General features: G+C 67.9%; 17 protein-coding genes. 6 read left to right on the forward strand and 11 right to left on the reverse strand.

Annotation, left to right across the window (positions count from 1 at the left end):
* Complete coding sequence (locus K0O62_RS22145) at positions 1-2,301, reverse strand: MMPL family transporter (protein ID WP_073858787.1); 2,301 nt, start codon at positions 2,299-2,301, stop codon at positions 1-3.
* A gap of 524 nt (positions 2,302-2,825) precedes the next feature.
* Here K0O62_RS22145 and K0O62_RS28920 point away from each other — a divergent pair.
* The gene (locus tag K0O62_RS28920) at positions 2,826-2,948 is read left to right on the forward strand and encodes a hypothetical protein (RefSeq protein ID WP_087026186.1); all 123 of its coding nucleotides are present in this window, start codon (positions 2,826-2,828) and stop codon (positions 2,946-2,948) included.
* A 129-nt stretch (positions 2,949-3,077) separates the two neighbouring features.
* Here the strand turns inward: K0O62_RS28920 and K0O62_RS22150 are convergent, their stop codons facing one another.
* From K0O62_RS22150 to K0O62_RS22160, 3 genes are read right to left on the reverse strand one after another with little or no spacing between them, the layout of a single operon-like run.
* A complete protein-coding gene (locus tag K0O62_RS22150; RefSeq protein ID WP_073858786.1) occupies positions 3,078-4,079 on the reverse strand; it encodes an NAD(P)H-dependent flavin oxidoreductase in 1,002 nt (333 codons plus the stop codon).
* An 8-nt stretch (positions 4,080-4,087) separates the two neighbouring features.
* Complete coding sequence (locus K0O62_RS22155) at positions 4,088-4,843, reverse strand: 3-hydroxyacyl-CoA dehydrogenase (RefSeq protein ID WP_073858785.1); 756 nt, start codon at positions 4,841-4,843, stop codon at positions 4,088-4,090.
* Positions 4,844-4,886: 43 nt separating this feature from the next.
* Entirely contained in the window at positions 4,887-5,969 is a 1,083-nt protein-coding gene (locus K0O62_RS22160) for a CaiB/BaiF CoA transferase family protein (protein WP_073858784.1), read from the reverse strand.
* A 135-nt stretch (positions 5,970-6,104) separates the two neighbouring features.
* Here K0O62_RS22160 and K0O62_RS22165 point away from each other — a divergent pair, with 135 nt between their 5' ends.
* Together K0O62_RS22165 and tet(V) are read left to right on the forward strand one after the other, a co-directional pair.
* Positions 6,105-6,899, forward strand: a complete 795-nt coding sequence (locus K0O62_RS22165; RefSeq protein WP_073858852.1) for an enoyl-CoA hydratase — start codon at positions 6,105-6,107, stop codon at positions 6,897-6,899.
* A gap of 65 nt (positions 6,900-6,964) precedes the next feature.
* On the forward strand, positions 6,965-8,230 hold the full coding sequence (gene tet(V), locus K0O62_RS22170; RefSeq protein WP_073858783.1) for a tetracycline efflux MFS transporter Tet(V): 1,266 nt from the start codon (positions 6,965-6,967) through the stop codon (positions 8,228-8,230).
* On the opposite strand, the gene K0O62_RS22175 is transcribed toward tet(V), so the two are convergent.
* Genes K0O62_RS22175 through K0O62_RS22190 form a run of 4 tightly spaced genes read right to left on the reverse strand, consistent with a single transcriptional unit; the run spans position 8,231 to position 11,584 of the window.
* The gene (locus K0O62_RS22175; protein ID WP_079244136.1) at positions 8,231-8,926 is read right to left on the reverse strand and encodes a CPBP family intramembrane glutamic endopeptidase; all 696 of its coding nucleotides are present in this window, start codon (positions 8,924-8,926) and stop codon (positions 8,231-8,233) included.
* Positions 8,923-10,050: an NAD(P)H-binding protein gene (locus K0O62_RS22180; RefSeq protein WP_073858781.1), complete on the reverse strand. Its 1,128-nt coding sequence runs from the start codon at positions 10,048-10,050 to the stop codon at positions 8,923-8,925. Before K0O62_RS22180 ends, K0O62_RS22175 begins: the two co-directional genes overlap by 4 nt.
* A gap of 38 nt (positions 10,051-10,088) precedes the next feature.
* Entirely contained in the window at positions 10,089-10,610 is a 522-nt protein-coding gene (locus tag K0O62_RS22185) for a gamma carbonic anhydrase family protein (RefSeq protein ID WP_205870605.1), read from the reverse strand.
* Between the two features lie 5 nt (positions 10,611-10,615).
* Positions 10,616-11,584 (reverse strand): GlxA family transcriptional regulator, encoded by a 969-nt coding sequence (locus tag K0O62_RS22190; RefSeq protein ID WP_073858780.1) that lies wholly within the window; start codon positions 11,582-11,584, stop codon positions 10,616-10,618.
* 82 nt (positions 11,585-11,666) lie between these two features.
* On the opposite strand from K0O62_RS22190, the gene K0O62_RS22195 reads away from it, so the two are divergent.
* Both K0O62_RS22195 and K0O62_RS22200 read left to right on the forward strand, forming a co-directional pair.
* Complete coding sequence (locus K0O62_RS22195) at positions 11,667-12,926, forward strand: MFS transporter (protein ID WP_073858779.1); 1,260 nt, start codon at positions 11,667-11,669, stop codon at positions 12,924-12,926.
* A 157-nt stretch (positions 12,927-13,083) separates the two neighbouring features.
* Complete coding sequence (locus K0O62_RS22200) at positions 13,084-13,872, forward strand: fasciclin domain-containing protein (protein ID WP_079244137.1); 789 nt, start codon at positions 13,084-13,086, stop codon at positions 13,870-13,872.
* 69 nt (positions 13,873-13,941) lie between these two features.
* On the opposite strand, the gene K0O62_RS22205 is transcribed toward K0O62_RS22200, so the two are convergent.
* The 3 genes from K0O62_RS22205 to K0O62_RS22215 are packed head-to-tail and all read right to left on the reverse strand — an operon-like array spanning position 13,942 to position 17,057.
* Positions 13,942-15,084 carry an acyl-CoA dehydrogenase family protein gene (locus K0O62_RS22205; RefSeq protein ID WP_073858778.1) on the reverse strand — a complete coding sequence of 381 codons (1,143 nt, stop codon included), beginning with the start codon at positions 15,082-15,084 and terminating at the stop codon, positions 13,942-13,944.
* Positions 15,085-15,099: 15 nt separating this feature from the next.
* Positions 15,100-15,903: a crotonase/enoyl-CoA hydratase family protein gene (locus K0O62_RS22210; protein WP_073858777.1), complete on the reverse strand. Its 804-nt coding sequence runs from the start codon at positions 15,901-15,903 to the stop codon at positions 15,100-15,102.
* Positions 15,900-17,057, reverse strand: coding sequence for a thiolase family protein (locus K0O62_RS22215; protein WP_073858776.1), 1,158 nt, complete (start codon positions 17,055-17,057; stop codon positions 15,900-15,902). The genes K0O62_RS22210 and K0O62_RS22215 overlap by 4 nt, the downstream gene beginning before the upstream one ends.
* A gap of 210 nt (positions 17,058-17,267) precedes the next feature.
* On the opposite strand from K0O62_RS22215, the gene K0O62_RS22220 reads away from it, so the two are divergent.
* Entirely contained in the window at positions 17,268-18,065 is a 798-nt protein-coding gene (locus K0O62_RS22220; RefSeq protein ID WP_073858775.1) for a FadR/GntR family transcriptional regulator, read from the forward strand.
* Positions 18,066-18,081 lie beyond the last annotated feature (16 nt).

Below are 18,081 nucleotides of genomic sequence, written 5' to 3' on the forward strand. Positions count from 1 at the left end.
CTAACCAGTGTCCGCTACCGCCACGGGCTGCTTTTCCCGGCGGTCGGGCTCGGGGTCCCCGGACTCGTTGATCCCGATCCGGGCGTGCAGCCGGACCAGCGGCGCCGGAGCCCACCAGTTCCACCGGCCGAGCAGGTGCATGAAGGCCGGCACCAGCACCATCCGCACCAGGGTGGCGTCGACCAGCACCGCCAGTGTGAGTCCGACGCCGAACATCCGCATGAAGGACACCTCGGCGGCGATCAGCGCCGCGAAGGATATCGACATGACCAGCGCCGCGGCGGTGATCACCCGGCCGGTGCGGGCCAGCCCGAGCGCCACCGCCTCGTCGTTGTCGGCCCGCGCCGACGATTCGGCCCCGTCGGCCCGCGCCGACGATTCAGACCTCTCGCGGCGGGCCAGCCAGTTCTCCCGGATCCGGGCCAGCAGGAACACCTCGTAATCCATGGACAGGCCGAAGGCTATGCAGAACAGCAGCACCGGCATGTTGGCCACCAGGGTGCCGGTCGAGGTCGTGCCCAGCGCCCAGAGGTGCCCCTCCTGGAAGATCCAGACCAGGGCCCCGAACGCGGCGGTCAACGAGAGAATGTTGAGCGCAATGGCTTTCACCGGGAGCACGATGCTGCCGGTGAGCAGGAACAGCAGCCCGAAGGTGATGACGGCGATCAGCCCGAGCACCCACGGCAGCCGGTCGGTGATCGCCGTGACGCTGTCCCGGTTGATCTGCGCGATACCGGTCAGCTGCACGTCATGCCCGCCCGGCCCGGGCACCGCGTGCAGCGCGTCGAGCTGGGTTTCCGACGCGTCGGAGAACAGCGGTGCGCTGCTGCTGACGGTGAGGAAGGCGCTTCCGTCGGCGACGCCGGTCGCCGCCACCGGCGGCCCGGTCCTGGCACCGTCGACGAAGGTTCCGGTGGGAGCCGACACGGCGGTCACGGCGGCCACCTTCGACAGGCCGGCGGCGTAGTGCTCGAGATCGGCAGGAGCCAGCCCGTGCGCGTCGGGGACGACGATGCTCACCGCGGTCGCCGAGTTGTCCACGTAGTCGTTGCGCAGCTGATCGCCGACCTGATGCGCGGACGCCGACGCCGGCAGCACCCGGTCGTCGGGGAAGCCCCATTTGACCCCGAGGAACGGCGCGCCCAGCACCAGCAGCAGGGTCACGACGGCCAGCCCGAGCGGGACGGCGCGCCGCATCACCCGGTGCGTCCAGCGGTACCAGAACTGCTGCTCGACGGGTTTGGGCGCCGGGTCGGCCTTGCGGAACAGCCGCCGCACGTTCAGCGCGTCCATCCGGTCACCGAGCAGCCAGATCGCCGCCGGGGTGACGACGACGGCGGCCAGCGCCGCGAAGCCGACGGTGGCCACACCGGCGTAGGCGAAGGATTTCAGGAAGTACATCGGGAACAGCAGCATCGCCACCATGGACAGGGCGACCGTGGTCGCCGAGAACACCACGGTCCGCCCGGCGGTGGCCATGGTGCGGATCAGCGCCCGTTCCCGCGGGACGCCGTCGGCGAGTTCGTCGCGGTAGCGGCTGATGATCAGCAGGGTGTAGTCGATGGCCAGCGCCAGCCCCATCGCGATGGACAGGTTGAGCGCGAAGATCGAGACGTCGGTGCTGAAGGTGATGAGCCGCAACACCGACATCGACCCGAGGATGGCCATCCCGCCGACGGCCATCGGGACCGCCGCGGCGACCAGACCGCCGAACACCCACACCAGCACCAGGAAGCTGAGCGGGATGGCGATGGCCTCCATGCGCAGCAGATCCTTTTCGGTCTGGGCGTTGATCTGCGCGTAGACCATGGCGGTGCCGCCGGAGCGGATGGTCAGGCCGGGCCGGTCGTGGACGAGTTCGTCGGACAACGCCTTGGCGTACTTCTGGGCGTCGTTCTCCCCGCCGGTGATGCCCGCGACGATGAGACCGGATTTCTGGTCGGTGCTGATCAGTTCGGTCGAGGCGGGCGGCGGGACGGTCCAGGCCGAGGCGACCTGGGCGACGTGCGGCGAGTGCGCCAACCGGTCGGCGATGTCGGTGCCGGCGGCGGTGGCCGCCGGGCTGTGTACCCCGTCGTCGGAGGTGACGGTGATCAGCAGCTGCATGTCGCCCTGATCGAACTTCTCGGTGAGCAGTGCGGAGGCCTGCGCGGATTCCGAGGTGGGGTCCTGGAAGCCACCCGCGGACAGGGTCTTGGCGACCGGGATCCCGAAGATCGCGGCGGCGACCATGATGAGGGCCGCGATGGCGAGCACCCGGCGTGGGGCGGCTATCGCGAGCCGGGCGATTCGGTTCAGCACGAGCGGTCCCTCCGAAGTGGCATATCGCCGTTAAGTTAACAATGATAAGTCAGGCCGTCAACGCTGTCGCACCGCTCTTGATACGAGCGGACCCGGGCTCCGGTTCACCCCGGGCCCGGCGGCCACACCCCGCGGCCCCACGCCGAGCGTGAAGCCCCTGCGGGAATTCCCGGATTTCGCCGCAGAGGTTTCACGCTCACGTCCAGACAGGCGCTCGTCGACACCACCAGCACCATCAGTCACTTCTGTAACAGCGAAAATCGTCGACACGCGCCACTCGGCCTACTAGTGAGTAAGAATTTGCTGAGCGTCGGGGTGAAACCAGGGGTCCCGGCAAACTTTCAGCCACCTGGGGGCGACCTCGAAGGTCTGCCATATGCGCAGCTCAGGGGCCAGTTTGCAGCATATCCCCAGCCCGGTTCCCAGCTCGCCAGCAGCCTAAACCTACCCGGCGGTAAGAATTGCCACGAATTTCCGAACCTGAGCTCAAAGATCTCTTAATCGGCGGTCATACAGTTCTTGGCATGTGGATCGACGACACCAGCGCAGATGTCATCAAAGTTGATTTCGACGCCCTGTACCACGGGGATGTCCTGGTCGAGGGTGACACCTCAGAACAGTTCCCAGACCTCGCCACCGCGGTCTGACCCGACCGTCCCATGAGGCCGTACACGGCCTCACCGTGGCTCTGACAAGAACCGCCCGATCGAACACCGCGAGTTTCCTCGCGGGTCCGACCGGGCGGTCTTTGTCTCTACGGAGCAGGCCGGTACAGCTCAGGCGGAAGCCTGCTCCGGCTCGTCCAGGTTGATCATGTCGGCGAGGCGTCCGGTGATGATGTCCTCGGCCTCGTCCACGATGCGGCTGATGAGCTCATCGCAGGTCGGGATGTCGTCGATCAGGCCCATCACGGTACCCACGGTCCAGATGCCGGCGTCGATGTCGCCGTCGTCGAACACCTTGCGGCCACGCACACCGGCCACCAGATCCTTGACGTCCTCGAACTGCCCGCCCTTGTTCAGGATCTCCACCACCTCACGCGAGACGACGTTGGACGCCACCCGCGCAGTGTTGTGCAGGCTGCGGAAGATCAGCTCGGTGCCGCGCTCGGTGCCGGCCACGATAGCTTCCTTGACGTTCTGGTGGATGCAGGACTCCACCGTGCACATGAAGCGGGTGCCCATGTTGATCCCGTCGGCGCCCAGTGCCAGCGCGGCCACCAGACCACGTGCGTCACCGAAACCGCCCGAGGCGATCATCGGGATCTCGATCTCCTTGGCCGCCGCCGGGATCAGCACCAGGCCCGGGACATCGTCCTCACCGGGATGCCCGGCGCACTCGAAGCCGTCGATGCTGATGCCGTCCACGCCGAGGGTCTGAGCCTTCACGGCGTGCCGCACCGAGGTGCACTTGTGCAGCACCTTGATCCCGTTGTCGTGGAACATCGGCAGGTGCGGACCGGGGTTGGAGCCCGCGGTCTCGACGATCTTGATGCCCGAGTCGACGATCACCTGGCGGTACTCGTCATACGGCGGCGGGTTGATCGACGGCAGGATGGTCAGGTTCACCCCGAACGGCTTGTCGGTCAGATCCCGGGTCTTGGCGATCTCGTTGGCCAGATCGGCCGGGGTCGGCTGGGTAAGCGCCGTGATGAATCCCAGACCGCCCGCATTCGCGACCGCGGCCACGAGTTCGGCGCGGCCGACCCACTGCATACCGCCCTGGGCGATCGGATGCTCGACACCGAAGGCCTCGGTGAACTTGGTTACCAGTGCCATATCAATCCTTACCTAGGAGCCATACGGATAGCGCCATCCAGCCGGATGACCTCGCCGTTGAGCATCGGGTTTTCCACGATGTGCACGGCAAGTGCACCGTACTCGTCCGGGTCGCCGAGGCGGGCCGGATGCGGAACCTGCTGCCCCAGCGACTTCTGCGCCTCTTCGGGCAGCGAGCCCAGCAGCGGGGTCTTGAACAGGCCCGGGGCGATGGTGCAGACGCGGATCAGGTTGCGCGACAGGTCACGCGCGACCGGCAGGGTCAGCCCGACGACGCCGCCCTTGGATGCCGAGTAGGCGGCCTGGCCGATCTGGCCGTCGAATGCGGCCACCGAAGCGGTGTTGATGATGACGCCACGCTCTTCGTTCTTCAGCGGCTCGGTCTTCGCGATCCGCTCAGCGGCCAGCCGCAGCACGTTGAAGGTGCCGATCAGGTTGACCTCGACCACCTTGCGGAAGCCGTCCAGCGGGAACGGGCCTTCCTTGCCGAGCGTCTTGATGGCGTTGCCGATGCCGGCGCAGTTGACGTTGATGCGCACCGGGCCGAGCGACTCGGCCACGTCGAGGGCCTTGGTCACGGCCTCCTCGTCGGTGACGTTCGCGGCGACGAACTTGGCCCGCGGGCCGAGTTCGGCGACGGCTTCCTCACCCTTGAGGTCGATGACGACCACCGAGGCGCCGGCGTCGAGCAGTCGCTTGGTGGTCGCCAGACCGAGGCCCGAGGCCCCGCCGGTGACGACCGCTACCGAATCCTTGATTTCCACGTTTCGTACTTCCTTTCCGAAATTTTGACGAAGCGTTTGCTTTCTAGGCCCAGTCTTTGAGGACGGCGTCGTTGTCGGCGCCGACCGACGGCGGGGCCGACGGCACGTCGGGCACGCTGCGCGAGAACCGCGGGGCGGGCATCGGCTGCAGACCGTGCGCGGTCTCGTAGAAGGTGGAGCGCTCGGTGACGTGCGGTTCGGTGAGCACCTCCCCGAAGGACAGCACCGGCGTGGCGCAGGCGTCCGAGCCGGCGAAGATCTGCGCCCACTCGTCGCGGGTCTTGGTCTTGAACACCTCGGTGAAGGTGGTCCGCAGTTCTTCCCATCGGCTGATGTCGTTCTGGGCCGGCAGGGACGCCGGGTCCAGGCCCAGCTTCTCCAGCAGTTCGGCGTAGAACTGCGGCTCGATCGACCCGATCGCGAAGTACCTGCCGTCGGAGGTCTCGTAGGTGTCGTAGTAGGGCGCGCCGGTGTCGAGCATGTTGGTGCCGCGCTCGTCGGACCAGACGCCCTGGGCCCGGAAGGCCCACATCATCTGGACCAGGACCGAGGATCCGTCGATCATCGCCGCGTCGACGACCTGGCCCTTGCCCGAGGTCTGCCGCTCCCACAGCGCCGAGAGGATGCCGAGCAGCAGGAACATCGACCCGCCGCCGAAGTCGCCGGCCAGGTTCAGCGGCGGCACCGGCTTCTCACCCTTGCGCCCGACGGCGTGCAGGACGCCGTTCAGCGAGATGTAGTTGATGTCGTGGCCGGCCTGCTGGGCCCGCGGGCCTTCCTGGCCCCAGCCGGTCATCCGGGCGTAGACCAGCTTCTCGTTGACCTCGGCGCAGTCCTGCGGCCCCAGCCCGAGGCGTTCGGTGACACCGGGGCGGAAGCCCTCGATGAGCACATCGGCCTTGGCGACCAGTTGCAGCACCAGGGCCCGGCCCTCATCGGACTTGAGGTCCGCGGTGACCGAGCGCCGGTTGCGCAGCATCGGATCGCGCACCGCGCCGTCCTTGGCCGTCGGGCGCTCGATGCGCACCACGTCGGCGCCGAGATCGCCCAGGATCATCGCCGCGTGCGGGCCGGGGCCGATACCGGCCAGTTCGACGACTCGCAAACCTTGTAGAGGTCCCGCCATTGCTTCCGTCCTTCATCGTTTTTGAACGCCGCGGTGCCGGAGAACACCAATCGGTTGACCGGTGACATAGCTTACTTGTATAACCAAGTCGACCGGCCGCGGGTCAACTTACCCGCCGAACCTGAGGGCGTACTGATGACGTATCGCAGCATCGACCAGTTGACCGTGGAACTCTCCGATGGCGTGTTGTCGGTGACGCTGAACCGCCCCGACACCCTGAACTCGTTGTCGGAGGCGATGCTGACCGGCATCGCCGAGGCCCTCACCCAGGCCGCCACCGACCCGGACGTCCGCGTCGTGAAGTTGTCCGGCGCCGGCCGCGGTTTCTGCTCCGGTGCCGGGATCAGCGCCGAGGACATCTCCGCCAAGAGCGTCAACGGCCCCGAGGTGGTGCTCGACGCCGCCAACGACGCGGTACGCGCCATCGTCGCGCTGCCCAAGCCGGTGGTCGCGGTGGTCCAGGGCCCGGCGGCCGGGGTCGGGGTATCACTGGCTACCGCCTGCGATGTCGTACTCGCTTCGGAGAAGGCGTTTTTCATGCTCGCCTTCACCAAGATCGGTCTGATGCCCGACGGTGGCGCCTCGGCGTTGATCGCCGCGGCGGTCGGCCGCATCCGCGCCCAGCGGATGGCGCTGCTCGCCGAGCGGATCACCGCGGCCGAGGCCTACGACTGGGGTCTGGTCACCTCGGTGCACGCCCCCGAGGAACTCGACGCCGCGGTGGACAAGGTGCTGGCCACCCTGTCCGGCGGGCCGGCCGTCTCGCTGCGCAAGACCAAGCAGGCCATCAACGACGCCACCCTCACCGAACTGGAAGCGGCCATTGCCCGCGAGCGCGAAGGGCAGCTGATCCTGCTGACCTCCAAGGATTTCGCCGAAGGCACCAAGGCCTTCCAGGAAGGCCGCCGGGCCACCTTCAGCGATCACTGACCACCGCCGGCCCTCGGCCGGGAAAACCATTGGACTGAGCCGATCCCGTCGGGCACCATCGACGGGTGAGTACGCAAGTGGGCGGTTCGGGCTGGCGGGTACTCGCACCCTTCAAGTTCCGTGACTACCGACTGCTGATCGCCGCGGTCGCGTGTTCGATCTTCGCGACCGGCATGTGGACCGTGGTGATGGCGCTGCAGGTCATCGCGATCAGCAATGATCCGGCCGCACTGTCGCTGGTGGCCACCTGCCTGGCCGGCGGTCTGGTCGCCTTCGTGCTCGTGGGAGGCATTGCGGCCGACCGGTTTCCGCAACGTCGTATCATCATCCTCGTCGAGGCGGTGAACACCGTCGCGGTGAGTGCGGTGGCGGTGCTGGGCCTGCTCGGCTCGTTGCGACTCTGGCACATGGCGATCGCCTCGGCGGCGCTCGGGATCGCGGCGGCCTTCTTCTTCCCGGCCTACAGCGCGTATCTGCCCCGGCTGCTACCGGCCGAACAACTGTTGGCGGCCAACGGAATCGAGGGCGTCATGCGCCCGACGCTGCAGCAGGCCATCGGCCCGGGCATGGCCGGTGTGCTGATCGGCGCCACCTTCCCGACCGTCGGCGCTGTCATCTGTGCGGTGCTCTACGGCACCGGGTTGACACTGCTGATCGCCACCCGTCCCGTCGTGCATCGGCCGGAAACCGAGTCCGCCAAAACCCGGGTACTCACCGATCTGCGCGAGGGATTCCGGTTCATGGTGCGGACCCCGTGGCTGCTGGCCACGCTGCTGTTCGCCAGTGGCTTCGTGCTGTTGATCATGGGACCGATCGAAGTCCTGTTGCCCTTCATCACCAACGCGCGCTTCGAAAACGGGGAACGAACCTTCGGTTTCGTGCTGGCCGCGTTCGGCGCCGGCGGCGCGGTCGGTGCGCTGGCGGTGTCCACGTGGCGGCTGCCGCGCCGCTACATGTCGGTGCTGATGTCGTGCTGGTGTATCGGCAACCTGCCGATCATCGTGCTGGGCTACACCTCGTCGTTTCTGCTGATGTCGTCGGCATCCTTCGTCATCGGCGTGACCAGCGGTGCGGCCATGGTCATCTGGGGCACCCTGTTGCAGCGCCGGGTGCCGCCGCAGATGCTGGGCCGGGTGTCCAGCCTGGACTTCTTCGTCTCCCTGGTGTTCATGCCGGTGTCGATGGCGGTGGCCGGGCCGCTGTCCAAGGTCATCTCGATCGAGACGATCTTCCTGATCGCGGGGGTGGGACCGGTACTGCTCGGATCGGTCGCCTACCTCGCGGCGCGGATGTTCCGCGACGAGATCGAGCATCCGCTCGACGTCCGGTGATCAGACACCGAACAGGGGCGGCAGCACCAGCACCATCGCCAGCCCCCACCAGAAGTGGGTCAGCATGGGCGCCAGCACACCGCCGGTGACCCACCGCTCGTAGGCGCACACCGCGCCCAGCAGGACCGCCGCGAAACCGAGCATCGGGTTGCCGGAGGCCAGGGTGGTGAAGATGTAGATGATCGTCGACACGATCGCGGGATAGAAGGTGCCCAGCGCGGTGTACAGCGCGCCACGGAAGAACACCTCCTCGGCGAGACCGTTGATCACCGTGATGAACACGACCAGCGGCAACGCCCCCTGGTTCGCGAAAACCAGTACGTCGGTGATGTATTCACGCACACCGGGGATCTCGCGGGCCACCAGTGCACCGGCCACGAACGCGGCGGCCACGATCAGGCCGACGGCGGTGCCGGCCAGCGCCGGCGACCGCTCCTGCCCCGCGTAGCGCACCGCGCCCAACTGCAGTGGGCCCGAGACGATCCCACCTCCGATCCAGACCGCGGCCATCGCCAGCGTGAGCCAGTAGAACGAGGCGTCGCCCGGCGACCGGGTCAGCGAAAGGCTCAGCAGGACGGCCCCGATCACCAACACCACCGACACGGTGATGCGGCGCCTGCGCACCACCGACGGAGGTTCGGACACGCCGACGGCCGGGGTCCGCCACCAGGGCTGCGTCAATACCGGATCACTCAACGCGGATCCACCTTCGCTGCCAGCCCGGCCAACACATCGAGCCCGGTGCGAACCGCCGCCTTGGCCGGCCCCGGAAGGGGGGCCAGCATGCTCAGCGCGGGGCGCGCAATCCACGGAGTGAGCTGCCGGATCCGGGCCACATCGCCGCCCGCCCAGTCCGGGTCGGTGTCGGCGAGATGATGCGAATCGGCCAGCTTGTCGACCGGACGGCGCGGATGCATGGCCAGCGCACGCAGCATGGCGTCCTCCACCGTGAGCAGGCCGCCATCCGGGTCGGGCACCAGAGCGCGCAGCCCGTCATCGTTTGCGGTCATCGGATAGTCCAGGGAGGCAGTCAGATCCGCTGTCAGACCGCCGGGCACCGGCAGCACCGCCGCCGACACCCGGGACACCAGCGCGGTGGGCACAGCACCGACCGGGACCTCGAACTGCCGATTGCCGCTGAGTCGGGCGTAGGTCAGGAGCAGGTCGCGGTAGGTGGTGGTCTCCGGCCCACTGATGTCATAGGAGCCGGCCGGGACCAGGTCGGGATCGGCCGCGGCGACCAGGTAGTGCAGCACATCGCGGATCGATATCGGGTCGATCGGATTGGACATCCAAGAGGGCAGCGGCAGGACCGGGAACCGGTCGCTGACATAGCGCAGGATCTCGAAAGAGGTCGATCCCGCACCGATGATCAGCGCCGCACCCAGCCACACGACTTCTGGGCCACCGTCGACGTGCAGTGCCTCGGCCACCTCGGCACGGCCGGCCAGATGATCCGACAGCGTATCGGCGCCGGGCACGAATCCGCCCAGGTAGACGATGCGTCGCACCCCGGCGGCGCGGGCCACCTCCCCGACATTTCCCGCGGCGCGGTTGTCCGATTCCCGGAAACCCGGGTCCCCGATCCCGTGCAGCAGGTAGTACACCACGTCGATCTGGCCCGCAGCCTCGAAAGCAGCAGTGGTGGAACGGGATTCACGCGCATCCATCGGCACGGCGGTGACACGGGAGTACCAGCCGTAGTCGGCCAGCCGTCCCGGGTCACGGCTGGTGACCGCCACCTGATGACCTGCTTCGAGGAGTTCGGTGACGAGCCGCGAGCCGATATAGCCGGTGGCACCGGTCAGCAGGATCCGCATAGCCCCAACGTACCCAGGAGTCAGCGGCTGAAACCGGACTACCGGTGCAGTTCGATGAGCCCCTGGTAGACCTGGGCGTTCACGATGTTGTGGGCCTTCTCTTCGTCGGTCAGCTCGCGACGGACCTTGCCCGGCACCCCGGCCACCAGCGATCCGGGCGGGATGACCGCGCCCTGCGGGACCACGGCGCCGGCCCCGACCAGCGAACCCGCGCCGATCACCGCACCGTTGAGCACGATCGCACCCATCCCGATCAGGCAGCCATCCTCGACGGTGCAGCCGTGCAGCACCGCGTTGTGCCCGACGCTGACGTTGGATCCCACCCGCAGCGGGAAACCCGGATCGACATGGGCGGTGACGCCGTCCTGCAGGTTGGAGCCGACACCGATCTCGATGGGTTCGAACTCCGCCCGCAGGGTGGCGCCGTACCAGACACTGGCCTTCGCGGCGAGGATGACCTGACCGATCACGCTGGCGTTGGGCGCAACCCAGGATTCGGCGTGCAGTGCGGGAGCTCGGCCCTGGATGGGAATGATCAGCGGTTCAGGCATGGCCGTCATCGTAGTCAGACTCGGCCCTGAACACCCTGATACACCTTGCGGTAACTCGTCGGGGACATCCCGACCCCGCGCCGCAGGTGATGTCGCAGATTTCCGCCGGTCCCCAATCCGGACAACCGGGCCACCTCGTCGACGGACAGATCCCGGGATTCGAGCAGTTCTCGGGCCCGGTCCAGGCGGCGGTTACGGATCCAACTGCCCGGCGCCTCACCGGTTTCCGCGCGGAACCGGCGGTTGAAGGTGCGCGCGTTCAGGTGTGCATGCCGGGCCAGCACCTGCACGGTCAGTTCCTCGCCGAGATGAGCCAAGGCCCACTGCCGGGTGGCGGCGGTGGAGGCCTGATCGGTCACCGGCAGCTGATGGTCGATGAACTGGGCCTGGCCGCCTTCACGCCACGGCGGCACCACGCAGTACCGGGCGACGTCGTTGGCCACCCGGGCGCCGTGGTCGGCCCGGATGATGTGCAGGCACAGGTCGATTCCCGCCGCCAGCCCCGCCGAGGTGAGTACGTCACCGTCGTCGACGAACAGGACGTTCTCGTCGACCCGCACGCGGGGATACAGCGTCCGCAGCGCATCGGCGTGCCGCCAGTGGGTGGTGGCCGGGCGCCCGTCGAGCACCCCGGCGGCCGCGAGCACGAAGGCCCCGGTGCAGATGGACACCAGCCGGGTGCCGGGCCGGATCGTCTCGAGTGCGGCGACCACCTCGGGTTCCAGCGCGCCGTCGACACGGGCGGGCGGATACCGGGTGCCCGGGATGACGACGGTGTCGGCTTCGGCCAGCGCCTCCGCCCCGGCCGCCGGGAGCATCGCGAAACCGGTGGTGGCCGGCACCGGTCCGGCGGTGACCGCACACGTGGTCACCTCGTACAGCGCGGCGCCGCGCTCGTCGGTGGCACTGCCGAACAGCGTCGGCGCGATGGTGGCGTCGAAACCCACCACCGGCGGCAGCCACAGAACGGCGACCCGATGCATGCCTCAGTTTGGCATGTTTTTGACGAGTGCTGTCATTCATGCCACTTGGCGGGGGCGGACCACGCCCGCCAGGATTCGACGCATGACAGTTCTGCGCGCCCCCGGACGGCTGCACTGGGCCTGGGTGGTGGCCGGCGTCAGCTTCGTGGCGATCCTCGGCGCGGCCGCGTTCCGGTCGGTGCCCGGGGTCATGATGAACCCGCTGCACCAGGAGTTCGGCTGGTCGCACGGCACGGTGGGTGTCGCGATGGCCGTCAACATGACGCTCTACGGCGTCACGGCGCCGTTCGCCGCCGCGCTGATGGACCGCTTCGGCGTGCGCCCGGTGCTGTCCGGCGCCCTGCTGCTGATCGCGTCCGGCTCGGCGCTGAGCGTCGTGATGACGGCGAGCTGGCAGCTGGTGCTGCTGTGGGGTGTGCTGGTCGGCATCGGCACCGGCGCCATCTCGATGGGCTTCGTGGCCACCGTGGCCACCCGATGGTTCGAGGCGCGCCGCGGCCTCGTCACCGGGGTGCTGACGGCGGCCAGCGCCACCGGGCAGCTGATCTTCCTGCCGGTGGTGGCCGAGGTGACCACCCGGCACGGCTGGCGCTGGGCGTCGCTGATCGTGGCGGCCGCGGCGCTGGCGGTGGTGCCGCTGGTCGCGGTGTTCATGCGCAACCATCCGCGCGACCTCGGCCTGACCGCCTACGGTGCCGACACCGGCACCGGGGCCGAGGTGGCGACCGGGACGTTCCGGGCGGCCTTCGACGGGCTGCTCATCGGGCTGCGGTCCCGGCCGTTCTGGCTGCTCGCGGCGTCCTTCGCGATCTGCGGGATGACCACCAACGGGCTGATCGGCACGCATTTCATCCCGGCGGCCAACGACCACGGCATGCCGACCACACTGGCCGCCGGGCTGCTGGCCACCATCGGGATTCTCGACGTGGCCGGCACGGTGTTCTCCGGCTGGCTCACCGACCGGGTCGATCCGCGGCTGCTGCTGTGCGTGTACTACGCCGGGCGCGGCATCTCCCTGCTGCTGTTGCCGTCGCTGCTGTCCCCGCAGGCCGAGCCGGGCACCTGGGTGTTCATCATCTTCTACGGGCTGGACTGGGTGGCCACCGTGCCGCCGACGATCGTGTTGTGCCGTGACTTCTTCGGCTCCCGGTCGCCGGTCGTGTTCGGCTGGGTCTTCGCCTCCCACCAGCTCGGCGCCGCCGTCGCGGCCGCCGGCGCCGGCTGGATCCGCGACCTGCAGGGCACCTATGACCTGGCGTTTTACCTGGCGGCGGGGTTGTGCTTCGGGGCTGCGATGCTGTGCGCGGGGGTGCGCCGCCCGGTATCGGCGGCACAGGGGTGATCGGGCCAACATTTGGCTGGGCTCACCAGGCCGCATACGATTCAACCGGCGCCGCGGGGACGCCGAGGCTTTGACACATCGGTCAGCCGCGTCTCCGCTGATGCGCGCCGACCAGCTGAGGTAACCATCACCCAGTCATGAGCGGGAGGAAAAACAAGTGCACGCTCGCACCGGCAAGCTCTTCGGCGTCGCGGTCGCATCCGCGGCCATCATGGTCGCAGGGACGACCGTCGTGGCCCAGGCCGAACCCGAAACACCGACGTCGCCGATCGCCGAACCCAAGGGCCCGGCCTGCGACGCCACCGTGAAGGCGGTGTCCTCGGGCCCGGGTTCACTGGCCGGCCTGCAGAAGGCACAGTCGTCCGTCGCACTGGCGAGCATCCCGGAGATCTCCACCTTCTCCGAGGCCGTCTCCGGCCAGCTCAACCCGGCCGTGAACGTCGCCTCGGTGCTCGACAACGGGCCCTACGTGGTGTTCGCGCCGACCAACGAGGCCTTCGAGAAGCTGTCGCCCGAAGAGCTGGAGACGCTCAAGACGGATCCGGTCGCGATGACCGCGCTCGTGTACTACCACATGGCGCTCGGCATCCTGGGCCCCGATGACATCGAGGGCACCTTCAACACCCAGCAGGGCAAGCCGGTCAAGGTGAAGGGCAGCGGTGGCGACATCACCGTCAACGACGCCAAGGTCGTCTGCGGCGGCATCGGCGCCGATCACATGCGCATCTACATGCTGGACACGGTGCTGGACCCGAACAACGCGCCGGACCCGATCTCTCCGGCCGGCACCAGCACGACCAGCACCACGGCCACCGAGACGACTGCGGCCGAGACCACCGAATCCTCCGAGGCATCGGAGACGGTCACCGTCACCGAGACCACCGCAGCGGAGGCGGCGGCCGCCGAGAGCACCGTCACCTCGACGACGGCCACCCCGGCCGGCTGATCCCGACCCGATACGCAAAAAACGGCGCCCACTCGCACAGAGTGGGCGCCGTTCTTTTTGTCCGTCGGACTAGACCCCCAGGTCGCGTCCGATGATCTCCTTCATGATCTCGGTGGTACCACCGAAGATCGTCTGGATGCGGCCGTCGACGTAGGCGCGCGCCACGCGGTACTCCAGCATGTAGCCGTAGCCGCCGTGCAGCTGCACGCAGTTGTCGATGATCTTCTTGGCGGTCTCGGTGGCGAACCACTTGGCCTTGGCCGCCTCGACGGCGGTCAGCTCACCGTCGACCACGCCCTGCAGGCAGCGGTCGATGTAGTTCTCGGTGACGTCGAGCTCGGTCTCCATCTCGGCGAGCAGGAAACGGTTGTGCTGGAAGCTGCCGATCGGCTGCCCGAACGCCTTGCGATCCTTGGCGTACTGCAGCGTCTCCTGGAACACGGCGCGGGCACCGGCGATCGCGGAGATGGCGATCGACAGGCGCTCCGACGGCAGGTTGGTCATCAGGTGGTAGAACCCGCGACCTTCCTTGCCGAGCAGGTTGGCGCTCGGCACCCGGACGTTCTCGAAGTGCAGCTCGGAGGTGTCCTGGCTGTGCAGGCCCATCTTGTCGAGCTTGCGGCCCCGGGTGAAGCCCTCCATACCGCGCTCCACCACGAACAGGGTGAAGCCCTTGTGGCCGGCTTCCGGATCGGTGCGGGCCACCACGACGCACAGGTCGCAGTTGATGCCCGAGGAGATGAACGTCTTGGACCCGTTGATGATCCAGTCGTCACCGTCGCGCACCGCCGAAGTGCGGATGCCCGCCAGGTCGCTGCCGGCGCCGGGCTCGGTCATCGCGATCGCGATGATCAGCTCGCCGCTGGTGATGCCGGGCATCCAGCGCTGCTTCTGCTCGTCGTTGGCCAGCTCGTTGAAGTACGGGCCGACGACGTCGTTGTGCAGGCTGAGCGCCGGGCCGTGCACACCGGCCTTGGCGATCTCCTCGTCGATGATGGCGTTGAACCGGAAGTCGTCCGAGCCGCCGCCGCCGAACTCCTCGGGCATGTTGAAGCCGATGAGCCCGTACTTGCCGGCCGCGGTGTACGCGGACCGGTCGACCAGGCGCTCGGTCTCCCACTTCTCCGAGTTGGGCACGAGCTCACGCTCGATGTAGTCCTTGACGGTCTGGCGGAAGGCTTCGTGCTCCGCCTCGTAGATCGTTCTCTTCATTGACTGCTCGGTTCCTTACTTTGCTTTCCAGACCGGTTCGCGCTTCTGCGCGAAGGCCATTGGCCCTTCCATGGCGTCCTCGGTCTTCAGCAGCGTGGAGAACTCGCTGAAGGTCTGCTTCCAGAACGGCTCGTCGGCGGCGACGACGCCGTCGATCGCTCCGTAGGACACCCGCTTGCTGGCGCGAACGGCCAACGGCGCGTTCACCGCGATGCGTTCGGCGAGCTCCAGGGCCGCGTCCAGGACGGTGCCGTCCGGCACCACCTTGTTGATCAGGCCCCACTTGAGTGCGTCCTGCGAGGACAGCGGTTCACCGGTGTACACCAGCTCCAGAGCCAACTTCTGCGGCAACTGCTGCACAATGCGGAACACTCCACCCGCGCCGGCGATGAGGCCGCGCTTCACTTCGGGCAGACCGAATTTCGCGCGCTCCTCGGCGACCACCAGGTCACTGGCCAACGCCAATTCGGTACCGCCGCCCAGTGCGGTGCCGTTGACCGCGGCGATCGTCGGCTTGTCGACGAAGTGCCGCACGTAGCCGGCGAAGCCCCACTCCGGGTGATCCGGGTGAAAGAGGTTCTCGCCGCGGGAGATCGCCTTCAGGTCGGCACCCGCGCAGAACGACTTGTCCCCGGCACCGGTCAGCACGATGGCCCGGATCTCCGGATCGTCCTGGGCGGCCGCCAAGGCATCACCGACGCCGATGGACACCGACGCGTTGACCGCGTTGCGTGCCTCGGGCCGGTTGATCGTGATGATCAGGACGTTGCCCCGGCGCTCGGTGAGGGCGCCGGGTTCGGTCACGGCCTCGGTGCTCACAGCAGCTCGAGGATGGTCGCGTTGGCCTGGCCGCCGCCTTCACACATGGTCTGCAGGCCGTACTGAATGTTGTTGTCGCGCATGTGGTACAGCAGCGTGGTCAGGATGCGCGCACCGGAGCCGCCGAGCGGGTGGCCCAGGGCGATGGCGCCACCGTTGGGGTTCAGTTTGGCCTCGTCGGCGCCGATGTCCTTCAGCCACGCCATCGGAACCGGGGCGAAGGCCTCGTTGACCTCGAAGGCACCGATCTGGTCGACGCTCAGGCCGGACTTGGCCAGGGCCTTCTGGGTGGCCGGGATCGGCGCGGTCAGCATGATGACCGGGTCGGCGCCGGCGAGCACCGCGGTGTGCACCTTGGCCAGCGGCTTGAGGCCCAGGTCCTTGGCCTTCTCCGCCGACATGATCAGCAGCGCGGCCGAACCGTCGGAGATCTGGCTGGAGTTGCCGGCGTGGATCACACCGTCTTCGCGGAAGGCCGGCTTGATCTTGGCCATCGACTCGACGGTGCCGCCACGACGGATGCCGCCGTCTTCGAGCACGACGGTGTCGTTGCCGTCGGCGTCCTTGGTCTTGATGCCCACGATCTGATCCTTGAATGCGCCGGAATCCTGTGCGGCGGCGGCCTTCTCATGCGAACGCAGGGAGAACTCGTCGAGCTGGGTGCGGGACAGGCCCCACTGCTCGGCGATCATCTCCGCACCCACGCCCTGGTTCGGGGTCTGGGTGTAGCGGGCCTTGAACGACTCACCGTAGGGGTTGCCGCCGTTGGCCAGCGAGGAGCCCATCGGGGTGCGCGACATCGACTCGACGCCACCGGCGACGACGACGTCGTAGTGCCCGGCCACCACACCGGCAACGGCGAAGTGCAGCGACTGCTGGCTGGAGCCACACTGGCGGTCCACGGTCACGCCCGGGACGGTCTCGGGCCAGCCGGCGGACAGCACCGCGGTGCGGGCGATGTCGAGCGCCTGCTCACCGGCCTGCATGACGCAACCCCAGATGACGTCGTCGACGAGGGCGGGGTCGACACCGGCACGCTCGACGAGGCCGTTGAGGACCTGGGCCGACAGCTCGGCCGGGTGGATACCCGACAGGGCGCCGTTGCGCTTGCCGACTGGTGAGCGAACTGCCTCGACGATGACCGCTTCAGCCATGAACTTCTCCTTCGAAGGTGTACTGCTGGATGCCGCTTTGTCTACATGAACGATCTGAGAGAACGATATAAGTGAAGGTAGAACAGAAGGTTTACTAGGTCAACCTACTGGTTGGTGGAGGGCCTGCATCCGCAGGTGCACGCGTTGGATACCGCTACATGGTTTACTGAGTTGAATACCTAAGCAGTTTATTCACGAGGGAGTCTCACGGTGGCCGGCAGTACCCCGCTCTCGCCGATGATCGGCCGCAGTGCCGTCCCGGCGGTTGCCGGAGCGCCCATCAGGTCCCCCAAGACCGCGGAACTGGTGGCCGGCACGCTGCGCCGGATGGTCGTCGACGGCCAGCTCAAGGAGGGCGACTTCCTGCCCAACGAGGCCGAACTGATGGCCCATTTCGGGGTGAGCCGCCCGACGCTGCGCGAAGCGGTGCGGGTCCTGGAGTCCGAACGCCTGGTCGAGGTGCGCCGCGGTTCCCGTACCGGCGCGCGGGTGCGGGTGCCGGGACCGGAGATCGTGGCCCGTCCGGCCGGCCTGCTGCTGGAGCTGTCCGGGGCGACCATCGCCGACGTGATGACCGCCCGCTCGGGCATCGAGCCGATGGCGGTCCGGCTGCTCACCGAGTCCGGCAACACGCAGGCCTATGACGAACTCGACGCGATGATCGCCGACCACGTGCCCTCCGGGCGCGACACCGGCCGGATGGCCGAGACGACCGGCGACTTCCACCAGCGCATGGTGGAGCTGTCGGGCAACGCGACGCTGACCATCATGGCCGGCATGCTGCACGAGATCACGGTGCGGCACACCGCCTTCGCCATGAAGGAGAACCGGCCGCTGTCCAAGACCGACTACGAACTGCTCATGCGGTCCTACAGGCGGCTCATGACGTTGATGCGTTCGGGTGACGGCGCGGCGGCCGAGGCGCACTGGCGCAAGCATCTGGACACCGCACGCGAACTGCTGCTGAAGGGCCTGGAGACCGTCAAGGTCCGCGACGTGATGATCTGACTCTGCGCTGCGGGCG

This window comes from Mycolicibacterium diernhoferi (assembly GCF_019456655.1).
GTDB classification, from domain to species: Bacteria; Actinomycetota; Actinomycetes; order Mycobacteriales; family Mycobacteriaceae; genus Mycobacterium; species Mycobacterium diernhoferi.

What these genes read in the sequence shown, in the direction of transcription:
- K0O62_RS28920 (WP_087026186.1), top strand. Translation starts at nt 2,826, where the DNA reads ATGTGGATCGACGACACCAGCGCAGATGTCATCAAAGTTGATTTCGAC.
- K0O62_RS22165 (WP_073858852.1), top strand. Translation starts at nt 6,105, where the DNA reads ATGACGTATCGCAGCATCGACCAGTTGACCGTGGAACTCTCCGATGGC.
- K0O62_RS22185 (WP_205870605.1), bottom strand. Translation starts at nt 10,610, where the DNA reads ATGACGGCCATGCCTGAACCGCTGATCATTCCCATCCAGGGCCGAGCT.
- K0O62_RS22195 (WP_073858779.1), top strand. Translation starts at nt 11,667, where the DNA reads ATGACAGTTCTGCGCGCCCCCGGACGGCTGCACTGGGCCTGGGTGGTG.
- K0O62_RS22215 (WP_073858776.1), bottom strand. Translation starts at nt 17,057, where the DNA reads ATGGCTGAAGCGGTCATCGTCGAGGCAGTTCGCTCACCAGTCGGCAAG.
- K0O62_RS22150 (WP_073858786.1), bottom strand. Translation starts at nt 4,079, where the DNA reads ATGGCACTGGTAACCAAGTTCACCGAGGCCTTCGGTGTCGAGCATCCG.
- K0O62_RS22205 (WP_073858778.1), bottom strand. Translation starts at nt 15,084, where the DNA reads ATGAAGAGAACGATCTACGAGGCGGAGCACGAAGCCTTCCGCCAGACC.
- K0O62_RS22160 (WP_073858784.1), bottom strand. Translation starts at nt 5,969, where the DNA reads ATGGCGGGACCTCTACAAGGTTTGCGAGTCGTCGAACTGGCCGGTATC.
- K0O62_RS22190 (WP_073858780.1), bottom strand. Translation starts at nt 11,584, where the DNA reads ATGCATCGGGTCGCCGTTCTGTGGCTGCCGCCGGTGGTGGGTTTCGAC.
- K0O62_RS22180 (WP_073858781.1), bottom strand. Translation starts at nt 10,050, where the DNA reads ATGCGGATCCTGCTGACCGGTGCCACCGGCTATATCGGCTCGCGGCTC.